Below are 20,084 nucleotides of genomic sequence, written 5' to 3'. Positions count from 1 at the left end.
GAGCCTGGTGATGACTGTGACGCTGTCCCCCCTGCACATCGATTGCGACTTCGATTCCGGCAATATCCTGATCAACGACGCCAGCGACCCGAGCCGTACCCGCCTGGCAATCCGGCCTGATACCCGCAGCGATCACTTTCAGTGGTTCCACTTCAAGGTCAGTGGCCTGACCGAGGGACACGAACACCACTTCGTCCTGGAAAATGCCGGGCAGTCGTCCTACAACCAAGCCTGGAACGGCTACCAGGCGGTGGCCTCCTATGATCAGCAACAGTGGTTCCGGGTACCCACCCAGTTCGACGGCAAGGCGCTGAGCTTCAGCCTCAAGGCCAAGCAGCCGCAGGTGTGGTTCGCCTATTTCGAGCCCTATAGCCGTACCCGCCACAATCAACTGATCGAACGCGCGGCCGGCCTGCCCGGCGTCACCCTGCTGGCCACCGGGCGCAGTGTCGAAGGCCGCGACATCCCGCTGCTGCGCGTGGGCGATGGCGCCGCCGGCAAACGCAAGATCTGGATCATTGCCCAGCAGCACCCTGGCGAGCACATGGCCGAATGGTTCATGGAAGGCGTAATCGATCGCCTGCAGCACAACGACCCGACCGTGCAGGCGCTGCTGCAGGCCGCCGACCTGTACCTGATTCCCAACATGAACCCTGACGGTGCCATTCGCGGCCACCTGCGCACCAACGCCGCCGGCCAGGACCTCAACCGCGCCTGGCAGAACGCAAGCACCGACAGAAGCCCCGAGGTGCTGTTCGCCCAGGTGCAGATGAAGCAGCACGGCGTCGACATGTTCCTCGACGCGCACGGTGACGAGGAGATCCCCCACGTCTTCACCGCCGGCTGTGAGGGCAATCCCGGCTTCAGCCCGCGTCTGGAAGCGCTGGAGCAAACCTTCCGCGACAACCTGTGCAAGCGCACCCGCGACTTCCAGCAAGTGCACGGCTACCCGCGCTCGGCACCCGGCCAGGCCAACCTGACCCTGGGCGCCAACAGCGTCGGCCAGGCCTACGACTGCCTGTCGCTGACCCTGGAAATGCCGTTCAAGGACCACGACGACGCCCCCAACCCGCGCACCGGCTGGAACGGCCAGCGCTCGAAGGACCTGGCCAGCGCCGTGCTCGATGTGCTCGGACAGATGGCCGGCAGCCTGCGCTGAGACGCCTCAGGCCTGACCGTGGGCCTTGTGCTTGAGTTTTTCGGTATCGACCCGCACGAACACCGAGTCGGCGCTCACGGTCAGTACATCGCCGGCCCAGACCTCGCAGATCACCCGGGTCTTGCGCCCTACTTCACCCTCTACCCGGGCTTTGAGCAGCAGCTCGACGCCCATGGGGGTGGGTTTGAGGTAGGTCAGGCCCAGGTGCCCGGTGACGCAGTCGATGCGCGGCAGGCTGCCCGGCTCGCGTCCTTCGGCGCGGTAATGCCAGGCCATGGCTGTCCAGTTGGAATGGCAGTCGACCAGCATCGCCAGCAGGCCGCCATACACCAGGCCCGGCCAGCCCAGGAAGGTGCTGTCGGGCGAATGCCGGCAGATCAGGTGGGTGCCGTCTTCATCCCAATGGCTTTTCACGTGCAGGCCGCTGGCGTGGGCGCAGCCGCAGCCGTAGCAAACGCCTTCGGGTGCGGCCAGTTCCTGAACCGATAACAGCTGATTGTTCATAAGCTTCCTGATTGTTTGTCTTGGTGGGAAAGCGTTGCCGATAGTAGCGCCGAACGACGCAAAAGCCCATGAACAGGTCATGGGTGTTGGGTGTTGGGTGTTGGGTGTTGGGTGTTGGGTGTTGGGTGTTGGGTGTTGGGTGTTGGGTGTTGGGTGTTGGGTGTTGAGACTGTGAGCTTATCCATTCAATGCAGCGACGCTGCTGGCCCCTTCCGCCTTTACGGCGGCCTACTTTTTTCTTGGAAAAAGTAGGCAAAACCGCTCGCTCCTGCATACGGCCCTGCGCTGCGCTCCGGGTACCCTCGCTACGGCACCTTCCGGGGCCACGCGGCACTACGACTTGCTACGCAAGTCTACGGCTCGCGTTCTTCGGCTACGCCGAAGGTGCTACGCACCGGCCCCTACAGGTGCCTCCACTCGGCCTCCTGAAGTCGCAGTTTGCAGCGTCTGTACCTGCGCGTATGAAGAGCAAAAACAAAAGCCAGAGCAAAAGCCAGAGCAAAAGCGACTGCAAGTCGCTGTGTTCGCTTCGCGTGCGAAGCTTGTCTTGCGGTGGCGATTATCCGCTGCACAATCGGTTTTCGAAGATAAAGCCAGCCCAGGCGCCGCCCGTAACTTTGCGACTTCAGGAGGCTAAGTGGAGGTGTCTGTAGGGGCCGGTGCGTAGCACCTTCGGCGTAGCCGAAGAACGCGAGCCGTAGACTTGGCGAAGCAAGTCGTAGGCCGCGTGGCCCCGGAAGACGCCGGAGCGAAGGGACCCGAAGCGCAGCGTAGGGCCGTATGTAGGAGCAGGCGGTTTTGCCTACTTTTTCCAAGAAAAAAGTAGGCCGCCGTAAGGGCGGAAGGGGCCGGCAGCGTCGCTGCATCAAATGGATAAGCTCGCAGTCCCTACAACCCAACCAACCCCCAAGACTCCGTGAAGAACCTTGATCCTGCGCACCCCCGCAGGCTAGGCGCCTTTACCCGATAGCGACGGCTGGCCCGCCGGCGTGCTGGCAGCTGTCTTGCGCCGGCACAGCGAGATCAGCAGGATCGCCAGGGTCACGCCAGCGGTCATCAGGGTTTCGTAGCGGTAGGCCGGACTGATCAGCATGTAGCCCAATACCGTAACGATCAGACCGATCACCAGCCAGGTCAGCCAGGGAAACAGCCACATCTTGAACGCAAGCTCGGTGCCTTCCCGTTCGTTCCTGGCGCGCATGCGCAGCTGCGACACAGCGATCACCAGATACACCAGCAAGGCGATGGCACCGGTGGTCGAGAGCAGGAAACCGAAAACCTTGCCGGGAAACACGTAGTTGACCAGACAGCCAGCGAACCCGGCGAACGTCGAGAGGATCACCGCCACGGTGGGCACGCCATTGCCGGAAATGCGCCGGGTCATCGGCAGTGCCTCGCCCCGGGCGCCCAGCGAATAGAGCATCCGCGAGGCCGTGTAAAGGCCCGAGTTCATGCAGCTGGTGACCGCCACCAGCACCACCAGGTCGACCAGCAGCTTGGCCCCGGGCACGTTCAGCACTTCCAGCACGCGCTGGAAGGAACCCACCGCCTTGAGCTGCGGATCGTTCCAGGCCACCAGCGAGACGATGAAGAAAATCGACACGATGTAGAAGATGGCGATGCGGTAGACCACAAGGTTGGTGGCCTTGCGGATCTTGTCCTTGGGGTTGGCGGTTTCGTCGGCGGCGATGGTGACGATCTCGGCACCGAAGAACGAGAAGATGGTCACCAGCACGCCACCGAGCACCGCCCCGAAGCCATTGGGCATGAAGCCGCCATTGGCCCACAGCTGGCCGACCCCGGAGGCCTCTTGCGCCAGCGGCCAGACGCCGAACACCGCCAGGCTGCAGACCACGATAAAGGCCAGGATCGCCACCACCTTGATCAGGGCGAACCAGTACTCGAACTCACCGAAGTTCTTCACGCTGATCAGGTTGGTGCCCGACAGCACGACCATGATCAGGAAGGCGAACAGCCAGGATGGCACCGCGGGGAAATAGGCGTGGAGGATGTCAGCCCCGGCAATGGCTTCCACCGGAATGATCAGCACCCAGAACCACCAGTACAGCCAGCCGATGGTAAACCCGGCCCAGGGACCGATGGCCTGGCTGGCATAGGTGGAGAACGAGCCGCTGTCCGGGTTGGCGATGGCCATTTCACCGAGCATGCGCATGACCAGCAGCACCAGCAGGCCGGTCATGGCGTAGGAAATGAGAATGGCCGGGCCTGCGGTGGCGATGGCGGTGGAAGAACCGATGAAAAGTCCCGCACCGATGATCCCGGCAATCGAAATCATCGACACCTGGCGCGATGTCAGACCGTGCTGCAGCGAACGCTGTTTGTTTTGTTGTAGCGATGCCATGTTCAACCCTCAATTGGGTATGTCGCTGCACAGCACGCGCAGCCGACAGGGTTAGAGCAGAAATAGTTAAAAGGTGGTGACGCTTGTTGTTCTCAACGGGCCCGTCCCAAGCCGAATTACAGATACTCCCATTCATCGATAATTAAACTTTCGGGCAGTAGTTATCGCTCAGTTAGTTGCACTGACGAATGGAGATTGGCTACTGCGAATTCCGGTTGAAATCCTTGATGCAGATCAGTATTAATCTTGAGGGCCGACCGCCACAAACGACCTTTTAGAAACACATGATTCCGTTTCGGAATGACCTCACGCCTTTTTCGCCGGATCGTCCCCATGTCCAAACGCCTGATGCCGTCCACCACCGCCTTGCAGTGCTTTGAAGCCGCCGCCCGGCACCTGAGCTTCACCCGCGCCGCGCAAGAGCTGCACCTGACCCAGAGCGCAGTGAGCAAGCAGGTCGCCCAGCTCGAGGACATGCTCAGCCATCCACTGTTCCAGCGCATTCGCCGACGCCTGCACCTGACCCCGGCCGGCGCCCTGTACCTGGCCGAGGTGAACAAGATCCTGGTCCAACTGGACATGTCCAGCCGCTACATCCTCAGCTACGGCGGCGAAACCGAGGTGCTGCGCATCGCCACCCAGCCGACCTTCGGAGAGCGCTGGCTGGTGCCCAATCTCAAGGGCTTCGGCGAGCGCCATCCGCGCATCCACCTGGATGTGCGCAACGACCTGGAGCCCTTCGACCTGATCCAGGCCAAGGCCGACATCGCCTTTTTCTTCGGCCAGGGCACCTGGCCGGGCGCCACCTGCATCGAGCTGTTCAACGAGAACGTGGTGCCGGTGTGCTCGCCGCAGCTGCTGGCGCTGCACCGCTTCGACGGAGCCTGCGCCCTCACCGGCCAGCGCCTGCTGCAGTGCACCTCGCGCCCGGAAGCCTGGCACGACTGGTTCCAGGACCTGGGCCTGCACAGCCAGAACAGTTACCACGGCCCGCGCTTCGACACCTTCTCCATGTGCATTCGTGCCGCCCAGGCCGGCTGTGGCATCGCCCTGATCCCGCACTACCTGGTGGCCGAGGAGCTGGCCGAAGGCAAGCTGGTGGTCGCCTGGCCCCATGCCAAGGGCAGCGAAGGCTCGCATTTCATTGCCCACGCCGAACATGCCGCCGAGGTGCCCAAGGTGCACGCCTTTGTTCAATGGATACGCGAGCGGGTAGCGATGCAGGCACAACTTCATGATTTCACGGAATGACTGCAATCCTTTAATTCGTTTGTGTTCACGTAGTCTGTCTCGCTTAGATACGCGCATAACTTGCCAAAGAGCGCGTGCACATGAGCCACGAACATATCAGCCAGTCCATCTCCGTCGTACACCCGATTACACTTTCCCACGGCAAGAACGCAGAAGTCTGGGATACCCACGGCAAACGTTATATTGATTTTGTCGGCGGTATTGGCGTGCTCAACCTGGGCCATTGCAATCCGGCGATTGTCGCCGCCATTCAACAGCAGGCGACGCGCCTGACCCACTACGCCTTCAATGCCGCCGGGCATGAGCCTTACCTCTCCCTGATGAAGCGCCTGGCCGACTTCGTTCCAGTGTCCTACCCGCTCAGCGGCATGCTGACCAACAGCGGCGCGGAGGCTGCCGAAAACGCCCTGAAGATTGCCCGCGGCGCCACCGGCAGGACCGCGATCATCGCCTTTGACGGTGGTTTTCATGGCCGCACCCTGGCGACCCTCAACCTCAATGGCAAGGTCGCGCCCTACAAGCAGCGGGTCGGTGTGCTGCCCGGACCGGTCTATCACCTGCCGTTCCCCAGCGCCGACACCGGCATCACCGGCGAGCAGGCGCTACAGGCCCTGGAACGCTTGTTCAGTGTCGAGATCGACGTGAATGAAGTGGCCGCGGTGATCTTCGAACCAGTCCAGGGCGAAGGGGGCTTCCTGGCCATGGACCCGGCCTTTGCCCAGGCACTGCGCCGTTTCTGCGACAGCCACGGGATCCTGATCATCGCCGACGAGATCCAGTCCGGCTTCGGCCGCACCGGCCAGCGCTTCGCCTTCCCGCGCCTGGGCATCGAGCCGGACCTGCTGCTGATGGCCAAGAGTATTGCCGGCGGCATGCCGCTGGGTGCGGTGGTCGGCCGCAAGGACCTGCTCGACAGCCTGCCCAAGGGCGGCCTGGGCGGCACCTATTCGGGCAACCCCATGGCCTGTGCGGCGGCCCTGGCGACCCTGGAGCAGATGACCGACGCCAACCTGGCCACCTGGGGTGAGTTGCAGGAACATGCGATTGTCAGCCGCTACCAGCGCTGGCAGACGCAGAACGTCTCGCCCTACCTGGGCCGTCTGACCGGCCTGGGTGCGATGCGCGGCATCGAACTGGTCGATGCCAAGGGCGCACCGGCAACGGCGCAACTGGCGCAGTTGCTGGAAGCGGCCCGGGCGGCCGGCCTGTTGCTGATGCCCAGCGGCAAGGCACGGCACATTGTGCGTCTGCTGGCGCCGCTGACCATCGAGCCTGAGGTGCTGAACGAGGGCCTGGACATCCTTGAGCAGTGCCTGGCGTCCCTGGCCTGACTGCTGAATGCTGCAGATGCCGGGGCATATTGGGTAGCATTGGCCTGTCATTCAATCCATTGAATGTTATGCAAGGAGATGCCCCATGCTTGAAGGACTCGTCCTGGCCGTATTGATCGGCCTTACGGCCACCGCCCTGGCTGACCTGTGGGCGTTGTTCCAGCAGCGTGTGCTGGGGATGCCCGGGCCGAACTGGGCCCTGGTCGGCCGCTGGGTGGGGTACATGCCCCGGGGGCAGTTCTTCCACGCCAGCATCGCCAAGGCCCAGGCCCTGCCGGCAGAACGGATCCTGGGCTGGTCTACCCACTACCTGATCGGCATCGGCTTCGCCGCGCTGCTGCTGGCGTTGAACGGTGTGCAATGGGTGCACCAGCCGACCTTGTTGCCGGCGCTGGCGCTGGGCGTGGCCACGGTACTGGCGCCCTTCCTGGTCATGCAGCCGGGCATGGGCGCCGGCTTCTTCGCCTCGAAGACGCCGAACCCCGCGGCCGCCCGGGCCCGCAGTCTGCTGGCCCACAGCGTGTTCGGCGTGGCCTTGTACCTGGCCGGGCTGCTGTGGTCCGCCGTGCTGGCCTGAAGGGGCAGGCGCTTATTACAGACCCAGTTCCTTGGGCGTGAGCATGTCACTCTCGAAGGCAATCCAGCCGCCTTCGAGTTCGGCGTGGCCATTGACGATCGGGCCGTAGTAAGTCAGGCCATTCTCCAGGGTCACACAGATATGCGTGGCTCCCTCAGGCGCGGCCAGGGTGCCGACGAAGTGGACCTTCTTCAATGTCTCGGTGACTGCCTCCAGACCGACGCGGATACCAACGTTCTCAGCGGCCTCGACATCACTGCGTGATTCGTTGCTGACGGTGACGGTGGCTGTGTAGTCGTACATGCTTGAACTCCAACGGCGGATAGATCGGCGTCTGCTGACGCGCGCGGGCGCCTAGGGTATTGTGCGCGACCGCCATGATCAATCAGGAAAAGACATTGACCGCTGAACAACACCTGACCTCCGACCTGTTCGAAGTCGACAAGCGCCTGGGCCTCAAGCCCGTGGTGGATTTCAACACCTACCTGGACAAGGCCTTCGGCGACGGCCCCTGCCGTTGCAGCCGCTGCCTGGCCAGTGCAGGCGATGAGTCGGGCTATGAGCATGCCCACACCTTCGTGCTGGATGGTCAGCCATTGCATCGCCGCTTTGCCACCACCTCGGGCAGTGACGTGCTGATGGTCCTGAAGAAGGCCTGGCTGTCGTACACCAAGGCCGAACTGCCGCCACTGGGCGCGCTCGACCTTGACACCCTGCGCGCCTTCGTCGAGCCTGGGTTGCACAAGCGCCTGGTGCCCCTGCTGCTGGCCAGCGGGCTGGCCAGGGAGGTCGAGGGGCAACTGGTGCTGCAGGCCCAGGCCGGGGATTGAGACGAGGGACCGTAGGAGCGGGCTTGCCCCGCGATGCGATGTGACAGGGAGCACGCAATCGCGGGGCAAGCCCGCTCCCACCGGTTCAGAACTGCACGTCGAGAATCACGCTGTCCAGGTAGGTACCGGCCGGCGGCGTGGCCTGGTCGGTGTAGACCCTGGCATTGTAGTTGAACACCTGGCTGCCGCTGCCGGTCCCCGCGCCGGGGTTGATGTCGGCATCGCTGCTGGCCCGGCGCTCACTGCTCAGTTTGCCCCAGCGCAGGTTGCCGGCACTTTTGAAGATGTCGTAGGCAAGGTAGTTGTTGGCCGCCGACTTCATCCGCCGGCGCCCGCCCGCGCCATTCTGCCCGTCGTCCAGGCCCACGGTGTAGTTGCTGCCCTTGGTGCAGGCGATGTTGACATTGCTGTTGACCGTGCTGAAACCGCCAACCACCGGTGCGCTGCCGAAACTGATGTTGGGGCTGGTGATCTGGCAGTCGTTGGTGACGGTCAGGCTGACGGTCAGGCTGGTGCTCTGCTTCAGCACCTGGCGGCCCAGGCAGAGGTTGCCCACGCCAATGCCGTAACAGTAGTTGATGTCCCATTCCACACTGAAGGTTTCCTGGTAGAGCCCGGCCGCGACCGTGCTGCCGATCTGGGTCTTCAGGTAGATCGGCACGGTCTTGGGCGTCGTGCCGTTGAGCAGCCCCAGGGCGTCGATGATGCCGTTGCGGGCAAAGTCGTAGCGGGTGCTGCGGGCGATGGCAAAGTTGCTGGTGTTGTTGGCATACAAGGTGTAGTTGATGACATCGCCGGTGGGCCCGACCAGCCCGGTGGTGCCACCGGTGGGCGTGAAAGTCGCATAGAAGTGGTCATCGGCGGCCAGCAGGCTCACCAGCGACCCCGTGCAACGCAGCCCGGCATTGCCGGTGGAAGCCGATTGCACCACGGTATTGACCAGGGTCGAGCTGACCGAGCCGAAGCTGGCAGGCGTCGTACTCACCACGTCACACAATGCCTGCGCCTGGGCACAGGCCAGCAGCATCAGGCTTGCCCACCCACGCTTCATTGGCACACCAGCGGCCCGATCAGCGGCACCTGGGCCTGATCGCCTTCGACACTGAAACTCACCCGGCAACGACCACCGCCAACCGGCTCCACCACCAGGCTGTTGTGCTCGGCCAGCCCCTCCAGGTACACCAGCCCGTCCCAGCCCACCACCGTGCGCTTGCCGCTTTGCTCGTGCAGCACCTGGCTGCCCAGGGGCAGGTCTCGCTGCGCGCTATCGACCAGGTGCAGGCTGGCCGCCACCACGGTGCGCAGTGGAAATTCCAGCAAATAACCGGTGCCACGGCGCACCGCCACCCGCTGCTCGACCTCAGGCACCTGTACGGTACTGGGCAGCTCCATCGGGTCGATCTCGTACTTGCCCCGGTAGTAGCCGCTGCTCCAGGGCACCAACAGGTGGCCGTTGCGGTCGGTGCGACCGACCAGCTGGTTTTCGTAGCGCACCGGTACATCGGCAAAACCGTCGGTGCTGACCACCACGAAGGCATCATCGATACGGTTGGCGGCGAACACCCCGGCGTCCATCCACACCAACGAGCCGCTGGCATCGGCCCAGCGCGTGGTGTCGTCGCGGCTGCCATAGGCGCCGACCTGCAATTGCACGGCCTGCAGGCGCCAGGTCAGGTCGGCCTGGCGATAGGCCTCCCGGTCGCCATCGGCATAGCCAAGATTGAAACCCGCGCCCCCCTGCACCGGCACGGCGCGGCTGTAATTGACCCGCTGCAGGTGCTCGCCCTGCGGGTTGCGCTCCAGGCCCAGGCTCAAGGTGCCGTACAGGTCGAACGGCATCACCAGCTGCGCCTGCAGCGCCCACTGGCGGTCGCCAATCTCGCGGTTGGCCGACAGGTACAGGCTGCTGTTTCCCCACAACGGCTTGCTCCAGCTCAGGTTGAGCAGGCGGGTGCGGCTGTCGTCGCCGGCACGTACGTCGAAATAACCGGCGCCGAGGCTGCCGTAGCGGTCCAGGTTCAGGCTCAGGGTGAGCTGCTCGCTGCGCTGGCTCAGGCGTGTGTAGGGGCTGTCGACCAGCGACAGGTCGGCGTAATCGCCATGCCGTTGCAGGCGCTGGTAATTGAAGCCCAGGCGCGGGCTGTTGTACTGGTAGCCCAGGCTCAGTTGCTGGCCGCTGCGGCTGTCGAAACGGCTCTGGCTGACCGCGGCATTGACCACGCCCCAGTTGCCCACCTGCAGGTTACCGCCGAGGCCGCCCAGGCTCAGCGACTCGGCGGCCTCGGCGTGGCTTTCGAGGGTGAAACGGTCGCTCAGGCCATGACGCAGGCTGGCGCTGGCCACCCCCGGCCCGTAGGCGAAGTCGCGCAAGGCATAGTCGCGGCGCAGGCTGCCGGCGGCCAGGGAAAAGTCGCTCAGGCCCTTTTGCAGCAGGTTGCTGGTCACATAGAACGGCAAGGTGGTGGACACCTGCCGGCCCAGGGCGTCGGTGGTCACCACTACCGCTTCACCGGCACCGTTGATGAACGGGATGTTGGTCAGGGTGTAGGGGCCAGGCTGCAGATCGGCACTGGCGCTCTTGTAGCCGTTGATGAACAGGTCCAGCGACGACGGCACCGCCGCTTCACCGGCAAAGGCCGGCAGCGGGTAAGTGACCAGGTCAGGGCGTACGGCAAAATCCCGCGACAGCTGCACGCCGCCCAGGCGCACCGAGCCGGTCCAGGGCAAGGCGCCGCTGAGTACATCACCGACTTCCAGGGTCAGCAGCCGTGTTTCGTCGGTGTAGCGCCAGGTGGTGTCGTAGCGGCGAAAGCCCTCCTGGCTGTCGTCGAACCCGTTGCTGCCCAGGGCCTGGCGCCATTGCCCGGTGGTCGACAGCGTACCCCAGCTGTCGAACAGGCGCAGTTCGTTCCAGGCGGCGAGGTAAGTGCCGCCATCGTCGGTGTCGTTCAGGTACAGGTCGTAGTTCAGCAGCGCGCCGAAGCTGCTGCGTGCGTCGCTGGCCGGGTACAGTCGGGCATCGCCGATGCGCTGGCTCGGCAGCCAGGCAGCGGGCACCTGCAGCAGCAGGCGCTGGCCCTGGCTGTCATAGTCACTGTGCAGCCCGGGCACCGTGTCCAGCGCCACCTCGCCGGCCGTCAGCCCCGGCACCTGGACGCCCGCCGCCACCAGGTCCGCGGTGGCCATGAACAGCCGCCCGGCCCGTTGCTGCACCGGCACCGGCTCAGGGCTGCTCATCTGATTGACCACCAGTTCCAGGTACAGCTGGGCGTCGCCGACCGCTTCCAGGCGTGTGGGCGCAGGCGGCAGTTGCCCGGCAAGCAGCGGGCCTGCGTCCAGCGCCAGCAGCGCACACGCCGTCAGCGCCAGCGCGCCGGGGTAGCCCCGAGCCTTGTTCACCCACCGTATCCCACCATCACCGGGTCCTCCCTGGCCCCTGTCGCTGCATCCTCAGCGTCGCATCATTGCCCCTGGCTCAGGGTCTGTGCCGCCTCCTGGCCGTTGACCCGGCCCTTGAACACCGTCGCGGCGGTCAGCGCTTGCGGCACTGGCCAGCGCATGCTGGCGCCCGGCAATACGTAGCCGAGCAGGCCTTCGACCAGCGGCTTGTGCTGCCCGCCCTGTTGCAGCACCACATCGGTCAGGCGCGCATGCACCGGCCCCGTGTTGCGGATCTCGACGTAGGGGCGCCCCTGCACCGACACCGGGCGCCAGCTCAGCGCGGGCTTGCCTACCCCGCCCGGATCGCGCTGGCCACTGGCATCCGGCTTGCCCCACAGGCCCTGGCCATAGACGAACAAGGGCACCGAGTAACGCATCTGGAAGCGGATCGCCGCTTGTGGCGTGTCCGCGTCGCCAGCGGGCGGCAGCGCCTGGGGAATCTCGTCGATGATGATCCGGTAGGCCTGCTCCTGGCCCACCGGCGAAGCGCCAGTGCGGGTCAGTCGGATCAGTTGCTTCTGCCCCGGGGCGATGTTGGCCACCGGCGGGCTGCCGACGATCTCGCGCTGGGCCTGGTACTGGTCGTCGAAGTCGCCCTGGCGCCAGGCGAACACCCGTACCTGCAGGTTGGCCGGCGTCGTGCCGCGGTTTTCCAACCACAAGGCGCCTGCCTTCTGGTCGGCCTCCAGCACCGGGTCGATCGGCCAGATCAGCACCGAGGTGGCGGCCTGTGTGCTTGCACTGCCAAACAGGGCAAGCACACAGGCCAGGAGGTTGAAGCGTGCGCCCTTACGGCCAGCGCCTGTGCCCATCACGAATGTCCTTATGGTCGAAAATTCCATTGATTGCCCTTCAGAAACTCAGTACCACCTGCACCACGTCGGTGTAGCTGCCGGCGGGCAGGTTGCCGGTCAATTGCGCACGGGCGTAGACCGGCAGCTTGATGGCCGTGGCATCGCTGTAGGTCACCGCCACGCTCTGGTCGATGCCCAGCACCTGGGTCAGGCCGGCATCGCCAAACAGTTGATAGGCCACCTGCGAGGTGCCGCTGCTGCGCTTGAGGTTGCGCATACCGGCAGCACTGTTCTGGCCGCCATTCAGACGCATGTTCAGGCTCACCCCCGGGGTGCATTGCAAGGTCACGGTGGTGCCGCCCAGCGCGGTGCTGACGTTGCCGGTCAACAGCGCCGAATGGCTGCCGAAATTCAGGTTGCCGTAGGTGCTCACCCCGCCCACCACCAGGCAGCCTGCCGCAACCGTGGCACTGACCTGGAAAGTGCTGGTGGTGGCCGCATCCAGCGGCGGCGCCGTAGCACCGGCCACCACGGCCAGCAGCATCGAAAGCCCGGCTCGCACGGGTCAGAAACTCAGCTCGACCGCCACCGTATCGCTGTACACCCCGGCCGGCAGCCCCACCTTGCCCTTGGCCAGGCCGTAGAGATTGACGGTCTGTGCCACCCCGCTGCTGGTCGGCAGGGTGATCACGCCATTGATGGCCAGCACCTGGGTGTGCCCGGCGTCGGTGTAGAAGTCATACGGCACGAAATTGCCGGAGCCGTCGGCCAGCGCCCGAGTACCACCGGCGGACTGGTTGTCATGGGTACCGGCGCCGATCTTCACGGCCGGCACCGTACCGCTGGAGCACAGGATACTCAGGGCCCCGCCACCGCCACCGAGCACCTGCCCCGCAGCCTGGCTGAACAGCGCGTCCTGGCTGCCAAAGTCCAGTGCACCGAAATCCACCCCGGTGCTGCCGATCGCGCCATTGACCTGGCAGCTGGCAACCAGCGTCAGGCTGGCATTGATCTGCCCGGTCACGGTGGCGGCCTGGGCCTGGCCACACAGCGCCAGGCCGATGCCGGCGTAGATGAAGCGGGAAATGTACGGCTGCATGAATCACTCCTTGTGTTACCAGTCCAGGGTCACCATCAGGGTGTCGCGGTAGATACCGGCCGGCAGCGCCCTGGGGTGGGCCACCACTGCCCCGTAGATGGGTATGGGAATCTGCGCTGCGCTACTGACGGAGAAGTTGCGTTGCTGGCCGATGCCATAGCGGGCACTGCCCGAGGGATCGGCCGACAATTGATAGGGGATCAACTCGCGGCCATTGCTCAGCCGGCGCGTGGCACCGTCGCCGTTGGCGCCGCCATTGATGCTCACGGTGAAGGCGCGGACCGAAGGGTTGCAACGCACCTGCAGCGTGCCGTCACCGGTGCTTTCATCCAGACGCGCGTGCAGCGCGTCGGTCCAGCTCGGGCCGCGGCTGCCGAAGTCCAGCACCCCCGCTCCCGGGCTGTCGATGGCCGAGCCCGGATCACCACTGATCTGGCAGGCCGCGCTGATCACCAGGCGGGCCTGGATATGCCCGCTCATGGCGGCAAAGGCATCGGGGCTGACCAGCAACAACGGGCCGATACCCAACAGCAGGACGCTTTTCATGCTGCCAGTTCCTTTAGCAGGCTCAAGGCGATGCCATCACCAGATGACGGTGACCTTGAGCAGGTCCGAATAACGGCCGACCGCCGGCACCTGGGCCAGCCGGTCGATACGGGCGTAGAGCGGTAGCTCCACCGAGCCACTGGAAGGTACCCGGGCCGACTGGGCGACATCGACCGGCAACGGCCGGCGCCAGGCCGGGTCCTGGTACAGGCGATAGGGAATCGGCCGCGCCGACGGCTGAGCGCTGGTCAGGTAGCGCACCTCTCCCACCCCACCGTGCTGGCCGCCATCGACCTGCACCCGGTAGCTGGTGTCGGGGTTGCATTCAAGGCGTGGCGGTCGCTGGCTAAGCAGCGCGCTGGTGCGCGGCCCGGCGGGATCGTCCAGGCGCGCGGTGACGCCGAAGTCCAGCACGCCCAGGGCCTGGGCACCAGCGTCACGGGGTGGGTGGATCAGCACACAGCCGCGCTGGACTTCCACTTTGACTTCAACCATGAAATCGGTGGCCATTGCCGGGGTCATCAAGACCGGGCCCAGCAGTGCGGCCAGAGCGCATCCTTTCACCTTCGCTTCCTTACGATGGAGGATTGATCTGCGCTTGAGGGTAGCAGTGCCGATAAAACCTGCCAGCCTGTGGGGAATGTACAGCTCTGGTACAGGTTCCCGTCGCTGGCGGCACGGGATCATTTTGGTTAAATTAGCCGCGCTCGCTCAAGCTGGCCCTTGAGTCCCGTTGCCCTTGAGGAGCCCGGTTTGCCTGCCCTGCCCGCCTGGATACACGTCCCCCTGAATGCCTTGCGCCACCGTCTTGGCGGCGCGCGCCCAGACCACAGCGGCCTGGCCGTTACCGTTCGTCAGCATTTTCGTCACAAGGCCGCCGCCCAGGGCTACACCCTGAGCCAGGGCCAGTTGCGGGTGATCGAGCACTTGGCCACGCAGGCAGGCCGGCTCGACAGCGGCCAGGCCCGCAGCCTGTACCTGTATGGCGCGGTCGGACGCGGCAAGAGCTGGTTGCTCGACGGCTTTTTCCAGGCACTGCCCCAGGCCCACAAGCGTCGTGTGCACTTTCATGACTTTTTCGCCCGCCTGCACCGGGGCATGTTCGATCATCGTCATCAGGACGATGCCCTGGCCCATACCCTCGATGAACTGCTCGAGGGCTGCCAGGTGCTGTGTTTCGATGAATTCCATGTGCACGACATCGGCGATGCGATGTTGATCACCCGCCTGTTCCAGGCCTTGTTCGCCCGGCGCGTATTTCTGCTGGTGACCTCAAACTACGCCCCCGAGGGCCTGCTGCCCAATCCGCTCTACCACCAGCGTTTCAAGCCGGTGATCGAGCTGATCGAGCGACAGATGCAGGTGCTGGAAGTCGGCGGTGACCAGGACTATCGCCACCTGTCCACGGCCACGAGCCAGCAGCGTTTCACTCGTGGGCACTACCTCTGGCCGGACAGCCCCGAGCAGCGCCACGACTTGCAACTGCCCGCGTTCGGCAACGGCACCCTGAGCCTGCACGTGGGCAAGCACCCTTTGCAGGCCCGCTTCAGCGAACAGCGCACGGTCGGGTTCGATTTTGCCGATATCTGCGAACAACCCACGGCGGTCATGGATTACCTGGAACTGGCCAGCCGTTACGATCACTGGATCATCGAGCGCCTGCCCCGGCTGGAAGAGTGCTCGATCGCCGCGCAGCAGCGCTTTATCAATCTGATCGACGTGCTCTACGACCAGGACAAGCACCTGGTGCTGATTGGCAGCGCATCGCTCGACGACTGCCTCACCGGCAGCGCCACCGACCTGTCGCGCACCCGCAGCCGCCTGGGTCAGCTCAGGCAGTCGCACGCGGCGGCCTGCCCGGCCTGAGCGCCGGGCAGGCCGCGTGGCTCAACCGGCGCGGGCGAAGCTGGCCAGCACCGCTTCGATTTCGCCCAGCACCGCCGGATCGTCCAGGGTCGAAGGCGGTGTGTAGGCCTGCTGGTCGGCGATCTTGCGCAGCACCGCTCGCAGGATCTTGCCCGAACGGGTCTTGGGCAGACGCTTGACCAGGCGCACCTGGTTGAAGCACGCCAGGGCGCCGATCTGCTCACGCACGCTGGCCACCAACTCGCTCTGCAAGGCCGCCTGGCTGATCCCCTGGCCATCCTTGAGCACCACCAGTGCAAGCGGCACCTGGCCCTTGATATCGTCATGCACGCCGATCACCGCACACTCAGCCACGGCCGGGTGACGGGCGACCAGGTCTTCCATCTCGCCGGTGGACAGGCGATGACCGGAGACGTTGATGACATCATCGGTGCGCCCCATGATGTAGACAAAACCGTCATCGTCCAGGTAGCCACCGTCACCGGTGTGGTAGTAGCCCGGGTAAGTCGTCAGGTAAGCGTCCAGGTAGCGCTGGTGATCGCCCCAGAGGGTCTGGCTGCAGCCGGGCGGCAATGGCAGGGCAATGACGATGGCCCCCTGCTGGTTGGCGCCGAGCGGGTGGCCGTCATCATCCAGCACCTGCACGTGATAACCCGGCACTGCCCGGTTGCTCGACCCCGGCCGCGCCGCGCTGCCGTCCAGGCCTACGCAGGGTGCGGTCACCGGCCAGCCGGTTTCGGTTTGCCACCAGTGATCGTGAACCGGCTTGCCGCTGGTCGCTTCCAGCCACTGGTGGGTGCTGGAGTCGAGCTTCTCGCCGGCCAGGAACAGCTGGCGCAGGGAACTCAGGTCGTAGCGGCGCATCAAGGCGCCCTCGGGGTCTTCCTTGCGGATCGCGCGCATGGCGGTTGGTGCGCAGAACAGGCCATTTACCCGGTACTGCTCGACCACCCGCCAGTAGGCGCCGGCATCCGGGGTGCGGATCGGCTTGCCTTCGTAGAACACCGTGGTGCAACCGTTCATCAACGGCCCGTAGACGATCAGGGAATGACCGACCACCCAGCCGACATCGGAAATCCCCCACCAGGTATCACCGGCCTGCATGCCATAGATATGGCGCATGGCAAAGCGCAAGGCCACGGCGTTGCCGCCGTTTTCGCGGACGATCCCCTTGGGTTTGCCGGTGGTACCGGAGGTGTACATGATGTACAGCGGGTCGGCGGCATCCAGTTCAACCGGCGCCACCGGAGCTGCCCCGGCCACGGCGGCATGCCAGTCCAGGTCGCGGCCTTCGACCATGCTCGCCCGCACTTGCGGACGTTGCAGCACCAGGACATTGCGCGGCTGATGACGGGCCAGGTCCAGGGCGCGGTCGACCAGCGGCTTGTACTCGATGACCCGGTCGAACTCCAGGCCACAGGACGCGGTCAGCAACACCGACGGCCTGGCATCGTCGATACGCAGCGCCAACTCGTTGGCGGCAAAGCCACCGAACACCACCGAATGCACAGCGCCGATACGCGCACAAGCCAGCATGGCCATGGCCGCCTGGGGCATCATGGGCATGTAGATGATCACGCCGTCGCCCTTGCCGACGCCCAGCGAGCGCAGCAGCCCGGCCAGGCGCGCGACTTCATCGCGCAATTGCGCGTAGGTGAAACGCTGCTGGCTACCGGTGACCGGTGAGTCGTAGATCAGCGCCGTCTGCTCGCCACGGCCCTGCTCGATCTGATAATCCAGGGCCAGGTAGCAACTGTTCAGGCGGCCGTCGGCAAACCACTGGTGGGTGCCGTCAGGGTTTTCGGTGAGGGTCTGCAGGGGCTTTCGATACCAGGCGAGGTCATTGGCCTGTTCGGCCCAGAAAGCAGCGGGATCGGCAATGGAGCGGGCGTAGCTGTGCTGGTAAGTCATCGATACTGAACCCTGGGTTTGTTGTTTTTAAAAAGGGCGAATATCGAGTATGGACCCGTGGGGCCGGGCTGCCATTTGACTTAAGTCTTATCAGATGTGCAGAAATGCAGGGTTAAAAGCATCGCGGGGCAAGCCCGCTCCTACACCGAGGTAGGAGCGGGCTTGCCCCGCGACTGGAGCTTGAAGCTGTAATCAGGCAGTCAGGCCAACGTAGACGTTCTGCACGTCATCGTTGTCATCGATCGCCTCGAGGAAGGCCTCGACTTCAGCCAGTGCCTCGGCGCTCAGGCTCGCCGCGCTCACCGGGTTTTTCGGAGTGTAGCCGATTTTCGCCGAAATGACGTTGAACCCCTGTTCCGGCAGGGCTTTCTGCACGGTGTCCAGGTCGGTGGTGTCGGTGATGAACAGGGTCGCGCCCTCTTCTTCACCTTCTTCGAAGTCCTGGGCACCGGCTTCGATCGCGGCCATTTCCGGGTCGGCATCCGCGCTGGCCGGGCTGGCTTCGATCAGGCCGACGTGGTTGAAGTCCCAGGCCACCGAGCCCGAAGCGCCCAGTTGGCCCTTGCGGAACAGGACGCGAATGGCCGCCACCGTGCGGTTGACGTTGTCGGTCAGGCACTCGACGATCAGCGGCACCTGGTGCGGGGCGAAGCCTTCGTAGGCCACGGCGTGGTACTGCACGGCATCGCCGTCCAGACCTGCGCCCTTGCGAATGGCGCGCTCCAGCGTCTCGCGGGTCATCGAGGCCTTCTTGGCCTGCTCGATCGCCAGGCGCAGGCGTGGGTTCATGTCCGGGTCGGCGCCGGATTTCGCGGCGATCTGGATCTCCTTGGCCAACTTGCCCATGATCTTGCCCTTGGCGTTGGCTGCTGCTTCTCTATGCTTGGCTTTCCACTGTGCGCCCATCTCGACTCTCTTGTTTCAAGCGCCGGTTCAGGTAGCGACCGGCAAAGTGGGAGCATTTTATACATCCTCGTTCCGGCAATCGACAAAAAAACTGCTCAGGCCTTGTCGGCCTTGCCTGCCGCCGCAGCGAAGCGGGCCAACCGCACATCCAGGCGGCGTGGCCGGTGGCCATGGTCTTCGGCCTTCTCCTTGCGACGGATGGCGTTGCGCACCATCAACGAGCCCAGGTAGCGGATCGGTTCGGGCGGAAAATAACCCAGCGGGCCATTGACCAGCGGCGAACGGGTCCATTCGTTATCCAGCCCCAGGGCCAGCGACGAGAGGATCTGCCCGCCCATATGGCAAGGCCCGACGCCGCTGCCCGAGTAGCCCAAGCCATAGAACACATTGCCCTGCTCGCCCAGGCGACCGAAGAACGGCAAGCCGGTCACCGAGCGGTCCGACGGGCCGTTCCAGGTAGCCGCCACCGGCACCTGGGCAAAGGCCGGGAAGAACTCGCCCAGGCTGCGCCGCAACAGCGCCGCGTAGGGCGACGGCTGGTCGAACACCGGCAGCATCCGGCCGCCATAGGCAAAGGTGTTGCCCCCCTTGCCAAGCATCAGCCGGCCATCGCTGGTGTTGTGGTAGTAATGCACGAAGATCCGCGAGTCCAGCACGCTGATGCCGTTGGTCAGGCCGATCTGGCGCATCAGTTCCGGCCTCGGCTCGGTGATGATCATGTCGCTGGAGACGATCGCCACACTACGTTCGAACTGCGGGAAGGCCCGGGCCATCCAGGCATTGAGGCCCAGCACCACGCGATCGGCGCGAATGTTGCCGCCAGGGGTTTGCACCACCGCTTGCGGCCCGTGCTGCAGGCCGGTCATGGCTGTGCCTTCATGGATTCTCACACCTTTTTCCAGGGCGACCCGGCGCAGGCCGCGCACCAGCTTGCCGGGCTGCACCGTGGCCGCTGCCGGCGAGAACCAGCCCTCCAGGTGCTTGCTCGAACCCGCCAGGCGCTGCACCTGCTCCACCGGCAAGCGCCGGAAGGAGTTGATGCGCTGGCGCTCCAGGGCCGCGATCACACCGTCGGTGGCGCCCATCTGGGCACGGTTGGTGGCCGTGTAGAGGGTGCCGTCCAGGCGGTAGTCGGCGTCGATGCCATGGGCGCGACAAAAATCACCGATGGCATGAATGCTCTGCTCCGACGCCTTGACCAGGCGCACCGCCTCCTGCAGGCCGAACAGCCGCTCGAGGGTGAAGTACTTGGCCGACCACGACAACGCACAACCGCCATTGCGGCCACTGGCGCCGGCACCACAGATGTCGGCCTCGATCAGCAGCACATCCAGCCCGGGGTTCTGCGCCTTGAGCATCAGCGCGGTCCAAAGACCGGTGTAGCCACCGCCGACGATGCACACGTCACAGCGGCTGTCTGCGGCCAAAGGTGGGCATGGGTGCGCGACTTCCTGGTCCAGCACCTGTTGCAGCCAGAAGGGTCTCATGGTCGGTTTCCTTCGCTTGA

General features: G+C 64.8%; 19 protein-coding genes. 6 read left to right on the top strand and 13 right to left on the bottom strand.

Going from position 1 to position 20,084, the window contains the following annotated elements:
• Positions 1 to 10 precede the first annotated feature (10 nt).
• A complete protein-coding gene (locus ACIQUS_RS11745; protein WP_403047050.1) occupies positions 11 to 1,159 on the top strand; it encodes a M14-type cytosolic carboxypeptidase in 1,149 nt (382 codons plus the stop codon).
• 6 nt (positions 1,160 to 1,165) lie between these two features.
• On the opposite strand, the gene ACIQUS_RS11740 is transcribed toward ACIQUS_RS11745, so the two are convergent.
• The gene (locus tag ACIQUS_RS11740; protein WP_403047047.1) at positions 1,166 to 1,663 is read right to left on the bottom strand and encodes a PaaI family thioesterase; all 498 of its coding nucleotides are present in this window, start codon (positions 1,661 to 1,663) and stop codon (positions 1,166 to 1,168) included.
• A 949-nt stretch (positions 1,664 to 2,612) separates the two neighbouring features.
• The gene (locus tag ACIQUS_RS11735) at positions 2,613 to 4,025 is read right to left on the bottom strand and encodes an amino acid permease (RefSeq protein ID WP_403047044.1); all 1,413 of its coding nucleotides are present in this window, start codon (positions 4,023 to 4,025) and stop codon (positions 2,613 to 2,615) included.
• A gap of 333 nt (positions 4,026 to 4,358) precedes the next feature.
• Here ACIQUS_RS11735 and ACIQUS_RS11730 point away from each other — a divergent pair, with 333 nt between their 5' ends.
• The 3 genes from ACIQUS_RS11730 (at position 4,359) to ACIQUS_RS11720 (ending at position 7,184) form a co-directional block, all read left to right on the top strand.
• Complete coding sequence (locus ACIQUS_RS11730; protein ID WP_403047042.1) at positions 4,359 to 5,276, top strand: LysR substrate-binding domain-containing protein; 918 nt, start codon at positions 4,359 to 4,361, stop codon at positions 5,274 to 5,276.
• 80 nt (positions 5,277 to 5,356) lie between these two features.
• The gene (locus ACIQUS_RS11725; protein WP_403047039.1) at positions 5,357 to 6,607 is read left to right on the top strand and encodes an aspartate aminotransferase family protein; all 1,251 of its coding nucleotides are present in this window, start codon (positions 5,357 to 5,359) and stop codon (positions 6,605 to 6,607) included.
• Between the two features lie 85 nt (positions 6,608 to 6,692).
• The gene (locus tag ACIQUS_RS11720; RefSeq protein WP_403047036.1) at positions 6,693 to 7,184 is read left to right on the top strand and encodes a DUF2938 domain-containing protein; all 492 of its coding nucleotides are present in this window, start codon (positions 6,693 to 6,695) and stop codon (positions 7,182 to 7,184) included.
• 15 nt (positions 7,185 to 7,199) lie between these two features.
• Here the strand turns inward: ACIQUS_RS11720 and ACIQUS_RS11715 are convergent, their stop codons facing one another.
• On the bottom strand, positions 7,200 to 7,487 hold the full coding sequence (locus ACIQUS_RS11715; protein ID WP_403047032.1) for a hypothetical protein: 288 nt from the start codon (positions 7,485 to 7,487) through the stop codon (positions 7,200 to 7,202).
• A 74-nt stretch (positions 7,488 to 7,561) separates the two neighbouring features.
• Here ACIQUS_RS11715 and ACIQUS_RS11710 point away from each other — a divergent pair, with 74 nt between their 5' ends.
• A complete protein-coding gene (locus ACIQUS_RS11710) occupies positions 7,562 to 8,014 on the top strand; it encodes a hypothetical protein (RefSeq protein ID WP_403047029.1) in 453 nt (150 codons plus the stop codon).
• Between the two features lie 85 nt (positions 8,015 to 8,099).
• Here the strand turns inward: ACIQUS_RS11710 and ACIQUS_RS11705 are convergent, their stop codons facing one another.
• The 7 genes from ACIQUS_RS11705 to ACIQUS_RS11675 form a co-directional block, all read right to left on the bottom strand.
• A complete protein-coding gene (locus ACIQUS_RS11705) occupies positions 8,100 to 9,065 on the bottom strand; it encodes a spore coat protein U domain-containing protein (RefSeq protein WP_403047026.1) in 966 nt (321 codons plus the stop codon).
• Complete coding sequence (locus tag ACIQUS_RS11700) at positions 9,062 to 11,383, bottom strand: fimbria/pilus outer membrane usher protein (protein ID WP_403047417.1); 2,322 nt, start codon at positions 11,381 to 11,383, stop codon at positions 9,062 to 9,064. Before ACIQUS_RS11700 ends, ACIQUS_RS11705 begins: the two co-directional genes overlap by 4 nt.
• A 92-nt stretch (positions 11,384 to 11,475) precedes the next feature.
• Positions 11,476 to 12,267: a molecular chaperone gene (locus ACIQUS_RS11695; RefSeq protein ID WP_403047023.1), complete on the bottom strand. Its 792-nt coding sequence runs from the start codon at positions 12,265 to 12,267 to the stop codon at positions 11,476 to 11,478.
• Positions 12,268 to 12,307: 40 nt separating this feature from the next.
• A complete protein-coding gene (locus ACIQUS_RS11690; RefSeq protein WP_403047415.1) occupies positions 12,308 to 12,793 on the bottom strand; it encodes a spore coat U domain-containing protein in 486 nt (161 codons plus the stop codon).
• Between the two features lie 21 nt (positions 12,794 to 12,814).
• Entirely contained in the window at positions 12,815 to 13,348 is a 534-nt protein-coding gene (locus ACIQUS_RS11685; protein ID WP_403047021.1) for a spore coat U domain-containing protein, read from the bottom strand.
• 15 nt (positions 13,349 to 13,363) lie between these two features.
• Positions 13,364 to 13,894 (bottom strand): spore coat U domain-containing protein, encoded by a 531-nt coding sequence (locus tag ACIQUS_RS11680; RefSeq protein WP_403047018.1) that lies wholly within the window; start codon positions 13,892 to 13,894, stop codon positions 13,364 to 13,366.
• 36 nt (positions 13,895 to 13,930) lie between these two features.
• The gene (locus ACIQUS_RS11675; protein WP_403047413.1) at positions 13,931 to 14,416 is read right to left on the bottom strand and encodes a spore coat U domain-containing protein; all 486 of its coding nucleotides are present in this window, start codon (positions 14,414 to 14,416) and stop codon (positions 13,931 to 13,933) included.
• A 240-nt stretch (positions 14,417 to 14,656) separates the two neighbouring features.
• On the opposite strand from ACIQUS_RS11675, the gene zapE reads away from it, so the two are divergent.
• A complete protein-coding gene (gene zapE / locus ACIQUS_RS11670) occupies positions 14,657 to 15,760 on the top strand; it encodes a cell division protein ZapE (RefSeq protein WP_403047412.1) in 1,104 nt (367 codons plus the stop codon).
• Positions 15,761 to 15,781: 21 nt separating this feature from the next.
• On the opposite strand, the gene ACIQUS_RS11665 is transcribed toward zapE, so the two are convergent.
• From ACIQUS_RS11665 to ACIQUS_RS11655, 3 genes are all read right to left on the bottom strand, one after another.
• Positions 15,782 to 17,671: a propionyl-CoA synthetase gene (locus ACIQUS_RS11665; RefSeq protein ID WP_403047015.1), complete on the bottom strand. Its 1,890-nt coding sequence runs from the start codon at positions 17,669 to 17,671 to the stop codon at positions 15,782 to 15,784.
• 192 nt (positions 17,672 to 17,863) lie between these two features.
• The gene (locus ACIQUS_RS11660) at positions 17,864 to 18,577 is read right to left on the bottom strand and encodes a YebC/PmpR family DNA-binding transcriptional regulator (protein ID WP_403047012.1); all 714 of its coding nucleotides are present in this window, start codon (positions 18,575 to 18,577) and stop codon (positions 17,864 to 17,866) included.
• Between the two features lie 95 nt (positions 18,578 to 18,672).
• Positions 18,673 to 20,064: an FAD-dependent oxidoreductase gene (locus ACIQUS_RS11655; RefSeq protein WP_403047009.1), complete on the bottom strand. Its 1,392-nt coding sequence runs from the start codon at positions 20,062 to 20,064 to the stop codon at positions 18,673 to 18,675.
• Positions 20,065 to 20,084: the final 20 nt, after the last annotated feature.

Source organism: Pseudomonas sp. NPDC090755 (assembly GCF_044769005.1).
Lineage (GTDB): Bacteria > Pseudomonadota > Gammaproteobacteria > Pseudomonadales > Pseudomonadaceae > Aquipseudomonas.
Note: the sequence above shows the minus strand (reverse complement) of the source record. Positions and strands in the feature narration are given on the sequence as shown.